The 15,601-nt window shown below is 42.5% G+C and carries 15 protein-coding genes; 3 read left to right on the top strand and 12 right to left on the bottom strand.

The features are described from left to right. Positions 1-102 precede the first annotated feature (102 nt). Positions 103-2,352, bottom strand: a complete 2,250-nt coding sequence (locus AABA11_RS09180; protein WP_338267233.1) for a GGDEF domain-containing phosphodiesterase — start codon at positions 2,350-2,352, stop codon at positions 103-105. A 194-nt stretch (positions 2,353-2,546) separates the two neighbouring features. Here AABA11_RS09180 and AABA11_RS09175 point away from each other — a divergent pair, with 194 nt between their 5' ends. Beyond that, complete coding sequence (locus AABA11_RS09175; protein ID WP_114413812.1) at positions 2,547-3,494, top strand: IS30 family transposase; 948 nt, start codon at positions 2,547-2,549, stop codon at positions 3,492-3,494. 56 nt (positions 3,495-3,550) lie between these two features. On the opposite strand, the gene AABA11_RS09170 is transcribed toward AABA11_RS09175, so the two are convergent. The 5 genes from AABA11_RS09170 to AABA11_RS09150 form a co-directional block, all read right to left on the bottom strand. Next, a complete protein-coding gene (locus AABA11_RS09170) occupies positions 3,551-4,657 on the bottom strand; it encodes a DUF1513 domain-containing protein (RefSeq protein WP_338267231.1) in 1,107 nt (368 codons plus the stop codon). Positions 4,658-4,659: 2 nt separating this feature from the next. Beyond that, positions 4,660-5,718, bottom strand: a complete 1,059-nt coding sequence (locus AABA11_RS09165) for an imelysin family protein (RefSeq protein ID WP_338267230.1) — start codon at positions 5,716-5,718, stop codon at positions 4,660-4,662. After that, complete coding sequence (locus AABA11_RS09160) at positions 5,719-7,095, bottom strand: di-heme oxidoreductase family protein (RefSeq protein ID WP_338267228.1); 1,377 nt, start codon at positions 7,093-7,095, stop codon at positions 5,719-5,721. An 82-nt stretch (positions 7,096-7,177) separates the two neighbouring features. Continuing rightward, positions 7,178-8,473, bottom strand: a complete 1,296-nt coding sequence (locus AABA11_RS09155; RefSeq protein ID WP_338267225.1) for an imelysin family protein — start codon at positions 8,471-8,473, stop codon at positions 7,178-7,180. A 105-nt stretch (positions 8,474-8,578) separates the two neighbouring features. Further along, on the bottom strand, positions 8,579-9,163 hold the full coding sequence (locus tag AABA11_RS09150; protein ID WP_338267224.1) for a hypothetical protein: 585 nt from the start codon (positions 9,161-9,163) through the stop codon (positions 8,579-8,581). A gap of 347 nt (positions 9,164-9,510) precedes the next feature. On the opposite strand from AABA11_RS09150, the gene AABA11_RS09145 reads away from it, so the two are divergent. Next, positions 9,511-10,689, top strand: a complete 1,179-nt coding sequence (locus AABA11_RS09145; RefSeq protein WP_338267222.1) for a BaiN/RdsA family NAD(P)/FAD-dependent oxidoreductase — start codon at positions 9,511-9,513, stop codon at positions 10,687-10,689. A 56-nt stretch (positions 10,690-10,745) separates the two neighbouring features. Here AABA11_RS09145 and AABA11_RS09140 read toward each other — a convergent pair whose 3' ends face one another. The 4 genes from AABA11_RS09140 to AABA11_RS09125 all read right to left on the bottom strand — a co-directional run bounded on the left by AABA11_RS09140 (position 10,746) and on the right by AABA11_RS09125 (position 13,379). After that, a complete protein-coding gene (locus AABA11_RS09140) occupies positions 10,746-11,606 on the bottom strand; it encodes an NAD(P)-dependent oxidoreductase (RefSeq protein WP_338267218.1) in 861 nt (286 codons plus the stop codon). A gap of 186 nt (positions 11,607-11,792) precedes the next feature. Continuing rightward, positions 11,793-12,422: an OmpA family protein gene (locus AABA11_RS09135; RefSeq protein WP_338267216.1), complete on the bottom strand. Its 630-nt coding sequence runs from the start codon at positions 12,420-12,422 to the stop codon at positions 11,793-11,795. A gap of 122 nt (positions 12,423-12,544) precedes the next feature. Next, complete coding sequence (locus tag AABA11_RS09130) at positions 12,545-12,967, bottom strand: VOC family protein (protein WP_338267214.1); 423 nt, start codon at positions 12,965-12,967, stop codon at positions 12,545-12,547. A gap of 94 nt (positions 12,968-13,061) precedes the next feature. Beyond that, positions 13,062-13,379, bottom strand: a complete 318-nt coding sequence (locus AABA11_RS09125) for a hypothetical protein (RefSeq protein ID WP_338267212.1) — start codon at positions 13,377-13,379, stop codon at positions 13,062-13,064. Between the two features lie 83 nt (positions 13,380-13,462). On the opposite strand from AABA11_RS09125, the gene AABA11_RS09120 reads away from it, so the two are divergent. Continuing rightward, the gene (locus tag AABA11_RS09120) at positions 13,463-14,491 is read left to right on the top strand and encodes a nucleoid-associated protein (protein WP_265729775.1); all 1,029 of its coding nucleotides are present in this window, start codon (positions 13,463-13,465) and stop codon (positions 14,489-14,491) included. 48 nt (positions 14,492-14,539) lie between these two features. On the opposite strand, the gene AABA11_RS09115 is transcribed toward AABA11_RS09120, so the two are convergent. Beyond that, positions 14,540-15,184, bottom strand: coding sequence for an HAD family hydrolase (locus AABA11_RS09115; RefSeq protein WP_338267211.1), 645 nt, complete (start codon positions 15,182-15,184; stop codon positions 14,540-14,542). A 146-nt stretch (positions 15,185-15,330) separates the two neighbouring features. Further along, positions 15,331-15,522, bottom strand: a complete 192-nt coding sequence (locus tag AABA11_RS09110) for a hypothetical protein (protein ID WP_265729777.1) — start codon at positions 15,520-15,522, stop codon at positions 15,331-15,333. Between the last annotated feature and the right edge of the window lie 79 nt (positions 15,523-15,601).

The raw sequence follows: 15,601 nt of genomic DNA, 5'->3' as shown, positions 1-15,601 counted from the left end.
GAATGATTGCTTAAAAAAGCCAGAGTTCATAATGAACTCTGGCTTTTTTATGTCTGATTTTTGAGGTGTTTTTTTATAGCGTGTGATTGTCTTAACCAAAAACTAATACACCATGCGCAGATCTTTGGCTTTCGCATTGTCTTTTGCAGTCCAGTCGGTAAGTGGGGAAGGTTTACCAAAATAATAGCCTTGCAGTGTTTGGCAGCCTAAAGCAGTAAGAAGGTTGGCTTGTTCTTTGGTTTCGATGCCTTCTGCGATGACTTTCATGCCAAGAGAGTCGGCTAACTGTATCGTGGATTTTACTATGTCTATATGTCGTTGGTCTTCCGGTAGAGGGGACACAAAGCGACGATCAATTTTTAGGATGTTAGCTGGAATGTCGATTAACTGCCCGAGGGAGGCTTGACCGGTACCAAAATCGTCAATGGCAATAGAGTAACCATATTGAGACAAGCTTCTTAAGCGTTTGTGTATCAGTGGGTGAGTCATTACAGGGCTTGTTTCTGTGATTTCTAACTCAAGCATGCTTGCTAGCCATGGATTGTCAGCAATTAGCGACATTAATAATGCAAAGAAACCGTCATTCATCAATTCTTGGCCGGCTAAATTAAAGGCAATTGGGGTGTAGATATGCTCTTCGTGCCAGACTGTGAGCGTTGCCACAAGCTCTCTTACTAAGTTTTCAGCCAATAGAGGCAGTAAGCCGAGTTTTTCTGCGATTTTAATAAAACTGGTAGGAGGAACAAATGTGCCATTATTTTGCCATCTTGCTAACGCTTCGAAAGAGCAAATTTGGCCATTGGGTGACACCTGAGGCTGAAGCCAAATCTTGATCTCTTTATTTTTAATGGCTGAGCTGAGTTTTAGCCCTAACTTATGTTCTTCGATAAGTTTATTTTCAAGGCTATGATTGTAGTATGAAAAACGGTCAGTGCTGGTTGAATACTCTAATGCCATTTCACAGTGTTCAAGCAGTTCTTCGGCCGATTTCCCATCGGTATGGTAGTAGGCGATGCCGACCTGATAATCCATGTTTAATCGACTGCCATCTACGGTTACTTGGCTAGGAAGTACAGAGCGAATAAGCGTCGATAAATTTTTCTGGATTAGGTAAGTCTGACCCAATGGTACGAAACAGGCAAATTTAACCCCGCGTAAACGGCCAATAATGGCTTGTTCAGAAAGTTTCTTCTGGAGTGTTTTCGAAAAATTTAGAATCACTTTGTTGGCGCTGTCTTTTCCGTATTGCTTATTAAGCAATTTGAACTGACTGATGCGAATAATAAACATTGCGCCCGTTAAGTGCTGATCTTGCTCTGCTATACGTTGGTTTATCTGACAACAAAAGTGCCTATGATTTGGCAAAAGGGTCAAAAGATCTAAGCGTGCGAGTCGATTATTGGTTTCTTGTGTGCTTTCGAGCTCTTGCTGGATGGCGTGTAATTGCGTGTTGTTTTGTAGGTGAAGCGCATAATGGCCATGTTGATTAAGAGCGACTCTACGAATTTGTATGTGTACCTCTGCTCGCTGTTTTAATGTGCATTCCGCTAAGTTAGATTGCCAAAATAAGCCTTTCGTATCGTTGGCGGGAGTAAGCCAATCTACGATTCTGCTGTCTGTAAAATTGTGCTGCCCAGAATCGGTCAATAAGTCACGTGCCAATTGGTTGGCCTTTAAAATTTTGCCACGCTGATCACACAATAACGTTGGTGTGCCTGTGTTTTCAAAAAACTCTTCATACATGGCGTAGTTATTGTTGAGCTTCTTATACAGTAGCTTCATGTGAGAGGCGTTGTTTTCGAGTGTCTGAATGATTCTGGAGACCGCCAGCGGTAGCCCTATGTTTAACGTCACAAAGGTCAGTAGCTGAAAGTAAAAAGAGGACGTGTCTATTTGACCAAAGTCGGAGCTATTTATTGCCATCAGACAAAATGGAAAGATGTTAATGGCCATGGCCGCTAGCGATGCTTTAAAGCTGAATAACAGACGAGTAATCAGTGGCAATGAATACAAAGAAACCAGTGCGTACTTTTCTGCGTACGGTTCATTGCTCAGGGTGAGTAGCAGAAAACTGGTTGTAACAAGAGCGGTAAGAAACAAGACGGCAGAAACTTTTGTATGGCGGTGGCTTAATGCTAACAAGCCCACTAACAAGACAAGGTAAACGCTATTGGCGCCAAGCAGAACAAGATCACTCTGTGTAAGCAGAGAATGCAGCTCTGATATGGCAAAAATACTGATGGTAAGCGCGAGTAATATTCGTAAGGCGCTTTGTTGAAATGTCTTTTCGTCTTCTCCAAACGAAGAATGAGAATCTACAAAAAAATATTTTTTAAGGAAATCAATAAACATCAATTAACTTCATTATAAGAAAAAAGAAGCCGCAGTTATTTGCGGCTCGTAATAAACATTACCTAAAAAGCTTTAGGTTGACTACGTTAGATCCTAAATTCAGATAATAAGTGCGACACTGCAAATCAGGTGTAGAAGAAGCCAACTGCTGAAGTTGATACACTTCTTCTTACCACAGATAAAGCAGTACCAACATGAATTATCAGCAGTTGACCGAAGGCAAAAGATACCAGATTTCCGCTCTTTTAGGGCAAGAAATATCAGTGGCAAATATTGCACTCATCCTGAATTGTCATAGAGCTACGATTTACCGTGAGTTAAAGCGGAATAAAAAAGTAACAGAATATTGCCCTGACAAAGCCCAAAGAGCCTGTTTGATAAGGCGGAAGACAGCGGCAAAATATCGCATATCATCAAAGACAATTGATTTTATTCGTATTTTAATTGAAATCGACTGGAGTCCTGAGCAAGTCTCTAACGTACTCAAAAACTGCGGTGTTCCCGTCAGTCATCAATGGATTTACCAATATATCCATGATGACAAAAGAAACAAAGGGACACTTTACCGCCATTTGAGGCAAGGAAGAAAACGCTACCGGAAAGGCCAGAGAACAAAAGCTGAAGTGATCAAGAATAAGGTATCCATTGATGATCGGCCTGTGATTGTTGATACCAAAAAGCGCTTTGGAGACTGGGAGATAGACACTGTTTTAGGTAAGCACGGCTCAGGCTCAATTGTCACCTTGCTAGAAAGAAAGACACGTTTTTACCTTATAAAGAAAGTGGATTCGAAATCAGCCAAAGATGTGACTCAAGCAACCATAGAGCTATTGCTGCCTTTTAAAGATCATGTTCACACGATCACAGCAGATAATGGTCGAGAGTTCGCGTATCACGCTGAGATAGCCGAAGCATTAGAAACGACAGTGTATTTTGCTCATCCATACAGTTCTTGGGAACGTGGAGCAAACGAAAATAGCAACGGACTCCTAAGGCAATATGTGCCCAAAGGTACCGATTTAAGACGTGTTACAGAAGAGAGAATACACTTCGCAATGAGACGAATAAATAATCGTCCAAGGAAGTGTTTAGGGTTCAAGCAACCAGCCGTAGTGTTTAAAGAAATGTGCTTAGTTGCTTGAAGTGAAAGTGTCGCACTTCGGACTTGAATTCAGGGATTTTCATTTAGTTGAAAAATTCACGTGGTTATTTGTCGCAAATGGTTATCCCAGTGTAGATTTGTTTGATTTTTGATCGTGGTGGTTGTGTTTTGCACAGGGTTGCTTCTAAGTTGAGTACCTGTGCCACTGGTAAGTAAAAACTCATGCGACTCAGTCGTTGCAACTACTCCACACACATCACGACAGTTTTCAACGCCTATAAAGGTCTTTGAATTGACATGCCAGTATGCAACCAAGCCTCCTTTTGGTGTGCTGATAGCAAGGATTTCTCCTGATTTATCAAAGCAAACACTGCCGCAATATTGTTTAAAGCGCACTCTCACTTGTTCAGGAATTGGAAGATATTCCAACTCATTTTGTCCATAACGAGATAACGCAACAAGGGGTACTTGATCCCATATTTCACCTTGATATTGAAAACCAAGAGCTACGATGCCCTGTTGATTAACATCAAGGTGACGAATACTTAATTGATGTAAGTCTTCGCTGTTAGCCGCTTGATGTAAGACCCTCCCGTCATTTATATCTAAGTACGTCACGTTAGGTTTCATTGTGTCCAAGTTTAAAATTTTTCGATCTTCGTTGGGGTGAGTCTTTAGGCCACCGTTGGCAATAATCAATGTATTTTTATTGAACAAAACCGATTCGTGAGGGCCAATACCATTGCTGCTAAAAGAATGCAGTATTTTTCCGCTAGGCCATTCGCGAATGAAGATTTTACCCTGCCCTGAAGGGTAGTGGTTTTCTTGAGTGATAAGCCGATCACCTGTGTCGGTAAACACAGCGTGCCCATAAAAATGATGGTCCTTCGCGGGTTCTATACGCAAGATTGTTTGATGTGTTGAAACGTCAAAAAAGTCCATAAAGAAACCAGGTCGTCTTGCGACTATTCCTACAATACTTTGACTAGGGTGCACAACGGGGGCATGCGCACGAGCTGGAAGTTGGGTATTCCAGATCACGCTGCCAGTTTCATCAAATAAACCAAAGTAGTGTTCTTGTTTGTTAGTCGAATACGCAGAAGCATAGAGTTGAGTGCCGTTTTTTTGCAGTGTTATCGATGCCCACGATGGCACAGTGAGTGCTGCGCCGGTTAGCGTGAGAAAAGACCGTCTTGATAGCATGATTAGTCCCCATCTCTGCTGTTGAATCCAATTTGGAAGCCAAGTTGGGTGACCATGCTGGCCAAGTAGGATTGGCTGTTCGAAATGGATTTAACCAAAGGCTTTGCTAAGGTAATCCTATTTTCTTGCGTGTAGTTTGTGTGGAAAAAATCGCTTGGTAATTGCAATGCCAACTTTATATTCTGTGACAATTGCTCATCAAACTGCGTAGCCAATTCTGGATTGTTTTGTTTTGCTATGTCATACAGGGATGGCGAACCTGCATGATACATTCGTCGGTAAGTTTGAAGGTTCTTTTGAATGGATCGAAGTGATAAATCGCTTCGATAAAATTCAGCAAGCTTTAAGTTTTCTCGACTATTGTAACCAATCGGTGTTTCTAATTTGGAGTCTTTTACCGCGGACATGTGTTCTATCCACTGCTGCAAAAATAGCTCTAATGCGACTTCCTCTGGATCAAAACCAGTACCTTCTTCATCAAAGACCCAATCTTGGGCGGTTCCTTGTTTCCATTGCTCTGATACAGCATTAGCGCTTTCAAGGTGGTGCGCGGTGACTTTTTCTAAAAGGTGACAATGGTCTGCAGAATGCACTGGCTCAAAGTCTGGGTGGTAAAGTAGGCTTTCGATGGCGGTTAGTCCTCGAACTGCAATACTGGCAGAAGTCCAAAACTTTTTGGCTTCCATGACGGCAGGATCACCTTGAACTAATGCTCTTAACTGTCGTTGAGTCACGCCTTTTTTATCAGGCCAGTATTCAAATGCGTAATAGCGCATGAAATAGGTGACAGGACCAAAGTTTAACCATTGCACTTGTTGCCAGTCTAAGGCGTTTGCTTGGAAAGCATCTTGTGCCGATTTTAGTGTTTTTTCGGAAGGGGCAGAGCAAAGCGCATGCGTGCTTTGCTGTAATGTTTTAGAGGACTCAGAGTATGATTCGTAACCCTGCTTAACAACATTATTCACCATACCATCAAGAGGGCCAGCCCATTGGCCGGCAGAAGCAAATAAAGGGGCCGTGGCGCTAATTGCCAAAGCCATCAGTTTAGGTGCATATTTCATTTAAAGTGACTCCAAAAAAAAGATGAGTTTTTGTCTGTTCTCGCGTGTTAATGCTTTGAAATGTCGTTGACTTGAGGTTGCCTCGCCGCCATGCCATAAAATGGCTTCTTCTATGTTTCTTGCTCGGCCATCGTGCAAAAAGCCTGAGCGACCAGAGATCTGTTCCGATAACCCTAATCCCCACAATGGGGCGGTTCTCCACTCACTGGGTGAAGCCGAAAAACTGGGGAAGCCACTGGCGAGTTCAGGCCCCATATCGTGCAAAAGTAGATCGGTAAAGGGATAAAATGTACGGTTATTTAATGCCTTCAAAGGGGAGTCATTTCCCGTTTTCATTTTTGGTGTATGACATCCAGCGCAGCCAGCCGCATCGAACACGCGTTTGCCTTCCAGAAATGCTGTCGTCTTAAGATTCCGCATGGCTGGTGGCGATGATAATGACACAAATAGATTGACCAATCTCATTTGTTGTTCATCAACTTCTAAATTATCTAAGTGCGGACTATTACCATTCGGGCTATTTAAACAATCACGTTGGCGTGAAGTGCAGTCCCCCGAAGCGGTTGGGTTAAGAGGAGTGGACAAGCCAAGATCTGTATGAAATGCGGATTGGTTCTGCTGATCCACCGTTTCAACAGACGCTTTATAGCCGAATCGTCCAATAACGGTTTGTTCTTCGTCTAACCAATTTACACGTCCACTAATGCCATCATTGTTGCTGTCATTGGGATCGGCATTCGCCAGGATTGATTTATCTGGAATGCTGTCTAACAGTCCCATACCAACGAGAACTGGCGAAGTAAGCATGGTAAATCCGGTACTTTCTTCAAAGTTACCATAATGCAAAGTGCGCCAGTGAAGTTGGGGTTTGCGCAATTCTATCTTGGTTCCGTCGCTTAACACTTCAGTATGTGTTTGATAGGTCAGATAGTAATCGCCTTCTGGTGAAATACCCGTTGTGCTTTGGCTTTGAAACTGATGGCCATATGTTTTATCGCCAATATGGGGATAAACATGGTTGGAAGGCGTATTTTGATTTGGGTACGACTTCCCTAAACGAATCAGAAAAGAGGGAACGCTAATGCCATTTATATTGGCTTCTGGCGCATGGCCTCGCCCGTTGTTGATGTGGCAGTTATTACAAGAGCGGGTATTAAATAGCGGGCCTAATCCATCACTGGCAGTAGTTGAAGAGGGAGATGGAACCCAAAATTTTTTGAAAACATTTTCACCAATATAAAACTCAAATTTTTCGTTGTTAGATAGATTGCTAAGTGGTGTCGAAAAATCACTGGCGAAGACTGTATTCTGAAAACAAAAAAAGCTGGCGAAAACGCCAGCTACGAAAAAAAAACCATTTCTCAAATTTTCTGTCATAAGTAGACAAATACCATTAACTGACTAAATGACACTGACTTCCTTGCTGCTCATTTATGTAATTATTATTTAACGATTGAGCTTATTCAAATACGGCACTTGGGTTATCTAAACTATCAGAGCCTTCAAGTGCGATACCTTGCAGGTCTAGCTGATGAATAATAGATTCTGTAGTGCGTGTTTCATCAACCAAGGAATCAACAAATGTTTGGATAAGCTGGTTGCCTTTCGTGTTGTTCATAGCAATAAGAACATCAAACGTTTGGCCTTGGCTAGCAGCATCAACCATTGCCTGAGCGGCGGCTTCTGTGTTGTTTAGCTTTTGCTGCATTTCTGAATCAAGCTCAGGGTTTTGTGTTGCAACCAATTTTGACAAAGATGCGCCTTTTAACCAGCTGCCATCAACGCGATGGTATTCACCTAAATATACGTTTTTAATGCCTTTGGCGTCATAATAATGAGACCAGTGAGTATTGTCAGAAAAACAGTCATGTTCTTCCTCTGGATCATGAAGCATGAGACCAAGTTTTGTTCTTTCTCCACCTAATTCCCCGTAGGCTAAGCTGCCCATACCGGTAAGAATGGTCGATAGCCCTTCTTCTGGTGATTGCTCAAGAAGAGCGACACGAGCATCACCGCCCACTTTCCAGTTATTTGCCATTTCTTCCAAGTCAGAAATTAACAAATCTGTAGCGGCAACCAAATAGTCGCGACGACGGTCACAGTTGCCGTTTGTGCAGTTATTTAGGTCAAAATCCGTGGCTGGTCGTTCACCCGCTCCTGGGTTGGTTCCATGTAGATCTTGGCCCCATAATAAAAATTCAATGGCGTGGTAACCACTTGCCACATTCGCTTCTACGCCATCGGCTTCTTGAAGGCTTTCAGCAATCAGTTCCGGAGTGATCTCGGAAGTGTCGACCTTTTGTCCGCCGATCATCAAGCTTTTTGAGGAAATAACATTGGCTGCATACAGTGGGTTAAGGTCAGACTCTGAACCATATGAATCTTTTGAAACGTAATCAATTAAACCTTCATCTAATGGCCACGCATTTACTTTACCTTCCCAATCGTCAACGATCGCATTACCAAAACGATATACTTCGCTTTGCTGATAAGGAACACGAGCAGCAATCCAAGCAGTACGAGCTGCTTTTAAAGTTTGTTCAGTAGGATTGTTTAACAAGGCGTCGATTGAAGATCGAAGTGTTTGTGCTGTTGTAAGTGAGTCACTGTATACCGCTTCTGCAATATCGGCATAATGAACAACGACTGAATCAGCGGTTACTTCGCTGGATTCATTTTTAACAGTTGATGAACTACAAGCTGCAAGCATCGCACCAGTGATGCAAATGGCGACAGGGGTTAACAATCGTTTCATTTTCTATGGCTCCAATATTGTTTTGTGTAAACATAGTATTAGAAATGAAAACGATTATCAATGACTTGGGTCGCGCATTTATTTAATCTTCACAAAGAATCAGTGTCATAGTCCACATTGATATTGAAAGGTACTGCCAGCTGCATTGTGTAAGCTGTACTCGCATGCTTTGTCTCTTAGAAGGTTTTGCCCCTCCCAAGAAACGCTCATACTAACTGGTGATGCATTTTTGTAACTTGGAATAAAGCGATAAGCAGCCACAACATCTATCGTGCTATTTGGTCCTAATTGTATTGATTGACCGATCAGTCTCTGACGCGTTTCAGTGTTGTATAACGTGTAATCTGTGGTGTACTCCTGATCACCATTGGCGTGTGAGAAGTTTAACCAAATTTTTCGATAGGTCTGTGTTTCCGCTGTTGGATTGGTAAAGCGCAGCTTTGTATAAATAATTTGTGACCGAGCTAAGCTTGTTTGTGCATTTTGGTTCACTTTGACATAAGAGGAAGTGGCTTCTTGCCAAGGCATGTTGGTACCAAAAGAAGCATCAACAATCTGGATGCTTTCTTTTGCAAGTTGTGCTTCTGCAAACTTAATAAGGTCTTTAGCAGGAGCGTAAATGGCCAGAGCGATAATAACCAATAATGCAATTTTATGAATATTGCGAGAAGGGCTTAATAGCTTAATCATATTCACATCCTTTAAAAAATATTTACTGTTTATTTATACAGTACTGTATATCTGAACAGTTTATTTGTATAGTGCTTTTTTTCAAAAATTGTTTGCAATTTATTAAAAAATTTTTGGATATGGGCTATGAAAAGTTTTTTGGAAATTTGATAAATAATGTTTGATTTTATTTAGTTCGTTGTATTTAAAGGAAAAAAACGTGATTCCCACAACCTTCTTAACGGTTTCTGTGGACAAGATTCTGTCATTGTTATTTTGCTTGAAATTGATACAAAACTCGCCTTATTCGATGGTAATAAATCAGCTAGCCACTATAATGCAGCCATCAGAAAGAGGTGAGGTCGGTTGTGGATAACGTGGATGTGGTAGTGATTGGTGCGGGTGCTTCGGGTTTGATGTGCGCAGCGACAGCAGGCTACCGAGGTAAAAAAGTGGTGGTGTTGGATCACGCAAATAAAGCAGGTAAGAAAATTCTCATGTCGGGTGGAGGTCGTTGTAACTTTACTAACATGGACGCTGCTCCGAAACATTTCTTATCGGACAACCCTCATTTTTGCATTTCCGCACTCCGACGATTTTCTTCGCAAGACTTTGTGGATTTGGTGGATCGTCACGGACTGGATTATGTTGAAAAAGCTCCCGGTCAATTATTTTGCGAACATTCTGCCAAAGATTTACTGGAAATATTGCTGACAGAGCTTGAATGGTCTGGTGCCGAATTAAAATTAAACACCAAAATTTATAATATTGATTTTCAAGACGGACAGACCGTTGTCAAAACTAACCAAGGGAGTTTTACATGCAAATCCCTAGTGGTTGCCACGGGTGGGTTGTCGATTCCAACCATGGGGGCAACTGGCTTTGGTTACGACATTGCCAAACAAGTTGGACACGAAATTTTACCTACTCGTGCTAGTTTGGTACCAATTACAATACAGCCAAACCGAAAAATGCAATTGGCTGAGCTATCAGGTATTGCTTGTGAAATAGCCGCCACAGCAAGTGGGGTTACCTTCCAGGAGCCAATGCTATTTACTCACCGCGGCGTTAGCGGTCCATCTATTTTACAAATAACCAATTTTTGGCAACCGGGCGAAGCGCTTACGATTAATATCGCCCCAACTTTATCGTTAGACGAGCTACTTGAGGTTCGGCAAAGCACTCCGAAAAAAAGCTATGAAGGCTTCCTGTCAAACTTATTGTCAAAGCGATTGGTGGAACTGATTAAAGTAGAATTTCCTTGGTTGACTGAACGCAGTGCGCAAACCTCTAACGAGCAGATCGACAGCTTGTTTCAGTATCTGGTCAATTTTAACATTGCGCCTAATGGCACAGAAGGTTATCGCACTGCCGAAGTGACCCTTGGTGGCGTAAACACCAACGAAGTCTCCTCTAAAACCTTTGAATCACAAAAACAAAACGGACTTTACTTTGTAGGTGAGGTACTCGACGTAACGGGATGGCTTGGTGGTTATAATTTCCAATGGGCGTGGGCGAGTGGCTTTTGTGCTGGACAGTATGTGTGAAGAGTAAAGTTGAGTAAGGGTAGCCAAATAATCCGGCTACCTTTATTTCTTATTCTTTATCTGATCGCTTTATAAACTGCGGCAATGTCTTCGTCTGCAAAGCCTGCCTTTATTGCTTGTTTGAATGCTTCATTGGCAATCGCGGCGGTTGGCAAAGGCTGATCAAGTTGATCGCCTAGGGCAATGGCAAGGCGCAGGTCTTTTTGCATGTGTTTTAGTGGAAAACTGGTTGTGTAGTCTTCCTTTAGCTGCATGGCTCCTTTGCCTTTAAACATCGGATTTGCCATGGCGCCAGCATCGACGATGTCTAAAATCTGCTGACCGTCTAAACCGGCTTTTTGTCCTAAAGACATTCCCTCGCTAAATATGCTCAGCATGCCGCCCATCATCATGTTAACGACGAGCTTCATGTTCGCACCTTGACCGACGTCACCAAGGTAGGGTGACATTTTACCCATTACCTCAAACGCGGGCTTAGCGTCGTCATAAAGAGATTGATCCCCAGCGGCGAGAATAATCAGTGTGCCATCTTCGGCTGGCTTTTTGGTTCCTGAAACAGGTGCTTCTAAATAACGTCCGCCTGCTTGGGTGATTGACGCGGCAATAGTTTTTGAGGTTTTATCGTCTACGGTAGACATGTCAACATAACCACGATTATCACCAATGCCTGCCATAACCCCATCTGGGCCTTGGCAAAGTGCTAGGGCGGCTTCTGGATCGGACACCATGGCGAAGGTCATATCGCAACTTGCGGCAACGGCTTTAGGGGAGTCGCCTTGGTGTGCGCCTAATGACACTAGCTCAGCACATTTTGCAGAATTTCGGTTCCACACAGTGACGTCAAATCCCGCTTTTATTAAATTGGCTGCCATGGCGTTGCCCATGATGCCTAAACCCAAAAAACCTATGCTTTTCATATTGTTCTCTCTTTTTGATGTTATTTCAGACAGTGTATCAAATAGAAAGAACAGAGTTGCTTGAAAGTTTGACTGACAGCACTATGGTGCGTTTACATATGAGGATTAAGAAGGAGTGCCATGATGAAAGCATAAAAACCAATCATGAAAATGACTGGCTTTTATACTGTGAGCGTTTTGACGTTTTTAATTTCTGTTATTCAAAGCCGTGCTGCTGTTTTTATCTACGCTATAGATTGTCCAGCGTTCATTTGCAAATTGTTGTTTTGCAAAGACTTCAGCAACCACTCGTCGGTTCAGCTTTCGACCTGTTTCTGTGTCGTTATCAGCGATAGGGCGTGTTTCACCGTAACCTATGCCTTTTACTCTGTCTGCTTTGATCCTAAAACTATCAACCAAAACATCCGCTATTGCGGTAGCCCGTCTTTGTGACAATTCGCGGTTAAGTTCTGCCGAGCCTTTGCTGTCAGTGTGTCCTTCAATGACCACATTGCTTGTTGGGTGATCTTGCAAGAATTTAGCTAACTGTTTTAATTCCGTATAAAAGCGGGGTTTTATGTCGGATTTACCCGAATCAAAAAGTACATTCAGTTCGATTGAGAGTAGCTTGGTGCTTTCATTTGGGCAGCCGTAGTTGTCTACAGCTGACCCTTCTGTTGTATCAGGGCAAAGATCGCGAGCATCAATGACACCATCTTTATCACTATCAGCAAGGCGCGACTGTACATTTGCAGCGTACAGGCTTTCTGCGGCTAGTGACTGATTGTAAGCAAATAATGCTGCAATCAGGCTGATGGTTTTGATGAATGTCTTCATTACCTTCAATCTTTCCCTTATAAAAATACATTATTTAATCAGCTTAGGAAAAAGCCATCAAGATAACTACCGTATTTTTGTAGCGTTGTTTAACAATTGGGCCGTTTTGTAATTTTTTGTAATTACCAGCTACCCGTATTTTCCATGGATGCCCAAGGTTCTTGGGTTTCGAGAGAACCGCCTTTTTGAAGAAGCTCAATGGAGATGCCATTGGGGTCCTTTATAAATGCCATGTGGCCGTCGCGAGGTGGGCGTAAAATAGTAACACCAAGCGATTGTAGTGTTTCACAGACTTGGTAAATGTTTTCTACTTCAAACGCTAAATGACCAAATTGGTCTCCGCCTGTGTAGCTTCTGTCGCTCCAGTTGTGGGTTAGCTCTACTTCTGGAGCGCCTTGTTCTGTTGCATAGTAAATAAGTGAGAATTGGCCTTTTTCGCTGTCCATGCGTCTTGTTTGAATCAGTCCTAAACCGTCAGTGTAAAATGTGTGACTTTCTTCTGGTTTGTCTGTTCTTATCATGGCGTGTAGATATTTAATGGACATAGCAACTCCCGAATAAGATTAAATGATAGGGAGGCATTATTGCAGTATTACTGAGGCAATTCAAAGCGGTAGGCGAAACTGCCTTTTTATCTTCTTATTCTTCCCAAATCCATCGAATAGGGTCGCCGAAATCATCGTATATAACTTTCTTTTTCGGGCGCTTTTTTATAGGGGGCGTAGTGGTGGTTTTGTTTTGCTTTCGTTGTTGTATCGCAGCAACAACATGATTTAATGGTGTGCGGTCTTGTTTTGGCTCGTTAAAGCCTATGTGGCTCATGTTATACTTGCCATCAATCAAGCCGGATTCGCCCATATTGATTTGCTGGATCGTTCCGTTTTTCTTGATAAATTGATCTACCAGAGATTCGAGTTCTTCTCGTGTGTCTCTTTTTGTGGTTTTGGGTTTGATCATAGTGTTTTAGTCGGGGATTATCCTGTAAGTCGATGGGTTAAAATTTGACCGTAATTTTCCATATTAAACGTAAGAGGTAGCTGGTGTCTATTAGCAACTTAATTGTCCATGAAATTCAAAAACATGAAGGCGAGCGTAAGGCGATACTGATCGCACGTCCAAATGAAAACCCAGTGGATGGGCAAGCCGAGGCATTATCCGCTCAGGTAACGAACTTATTTAACCGTTCTGGTATGAACACTGGGCGTTTTGTTAACCCTCAAGGAAGCGAAGAGGGCGCGCAATTGCCCGCTCTGTTGTTTAAGCATTTTAAGAACGATACCTTTGTCGATTTTGCCGGGTTCACTAAAGATTGTGCGGCGGAATACCTTAAATACCTAGAGCCAGTGGAAGAGGCAGAGGGTGGTCTGTTATGGTTTAATCATTACGAACTGCACGATACGCATTTTTTGTACATCGTTATGTTAAAGCGTAAAAAAGGCATTGGCCTTGGCGCGGATCTTAGTTTGTCTCAAATAGAACAGATTGAGATGGAAAAGCTACACATGTCATTGCGCATTAATTTGAGTGCATGGCAATCTGGTGATGAAGGGCGCTATATTTCTTTCCGTTTTGGGCGTGCGCCAAAATTTGAAAGTGAATATTTTACTCAGTTTATTGGTTGCGATGAGCCGAAAGTGGCTGCAAAAGAAACTCGGAAATTGGTGGATCTTACTGCCGCGTTTTGTCAGTCAGAAGGGTTGCCTTCCAAGCAAGCGAATGAATTTAAAAAAGTAGTTTCTGAACATTGTCAGGCCAAAGCCCAGGATCGTGAACCGTTAGCCATTAAAGAAATTGCCTCTCAGGTTGAGTCTCGATTCTCAGTTGAACAAGCAAATAAGTTTCTTGAAATAGCTGACTCTGACAGTTTCAAGATGGAAAAAGAAATCTTCGTTGAAAAAGCAGCTTTGAAAAAACTGACGCGTTTATCTGGCAGTTCGCGCGCGTTAACCATCAGCTTTGACAGTGAGTTGCTGAATGAGTCCATTGCCTTTGATGCTGACACTGGTACGTTGACGATTAAAGATTTACCAAAGAGTCTGCTAAAACAATTACAAGCTATGTCTAATTAAACCAGCGCACTACACTTGGTTTGCCTGAACAAATGCGAGAGGGGGTTGTTAAAGACCTAACAAACCCTCTAGTTCTTTCATGGTTTTAAAGCAACGGGTCGCGCCCGCGGCCATTTGCATGTTTTCATCAAGGGTTTCGCTGAATGCAAGCACGCGCATTCCGGCTGCTTTTCCTGCTGTAATACCCGCAATAGAGTCTTCAATTACCAAACAATCTTTAGGATCAATATTTAACGCATTTGCAGCGGTTAGATACAGGTCAGGGGCAGGCTTGCCATGCTGCACGTCGTCAACGCAAAACCGAGTAGCGAAACGTTCAGATAGCTGTATTTTGTCGAGCTTGAAGTTCATTTCTTTGCGGCGTGCATTGGTTGCCATTGCTATCGGGGCGCTAATTTTACTTAGCAGCTCTCTAACGCCGTCTATTGGCTCCAATTCGGCGTCAATAATAGCGTGAAAGCGCTGTCTATATTCTTCGTCGAAATGGGTAGGCAGTGGTCGCCCAAGCAGCTTTTCCGCGTTGATCAAGTTTTCTTGGTTGGTGAATCCGGTAAACTTCGCATGCAAAGTGTCGTCATCCAGCTCTAAACCACATTCGCTTAACATGTTTTTCAGAATGGTATTGGATATGTTTTCTGTGTCGACAATGACACCATCGCAATCGAAAATAATGGCTTTATAGGGAAAAATCATAGATAGAACTTCGTTGTGAGTGAAGTTTGATCATAACGAATTTTAATGGGGTTAAGGAAGGGAGGGGGTTTATTATTTTTCTCCCCTTAAAAAACGCTGTTTACGATAGCCTTATCCGCTATTATGATGGGATGTTTTGTATCGATTTAGTGGCTTGCTTGGCTGATTTGTTGTGGTCGAGCACTCATTTTTTTGATGTTTTTCAGTGTTGCTTTCATGAATGATACAACGGCTTTTACGCGGCGAGCACGTCTTTGACGGCGAGCGTGGTTTTCGACAGAATTGTCCGCATAGCCCCATTTTGCTAGTAATGCTTCGTATTGTTCTTGAGAATCCATAATGTACTCCTAACTGACTGATGTTTTAAAATGTTGTTTTATTACAACAATGCAAATATTAGTTAAGCTTAGGGAATTG

It is taken from the genome of Marinomonas pontica (assembly GCF_036322735.1).
Lineage (GTDB): Bacteria > Pseudomonadota > Gammaproteobacteria > Pseudomonadales > Marinomonadaceae > Marinomonas > Marinomonas pontica.
This window is presented reverse-complemented; position numbering and strand designations above follow the sequence as displayed.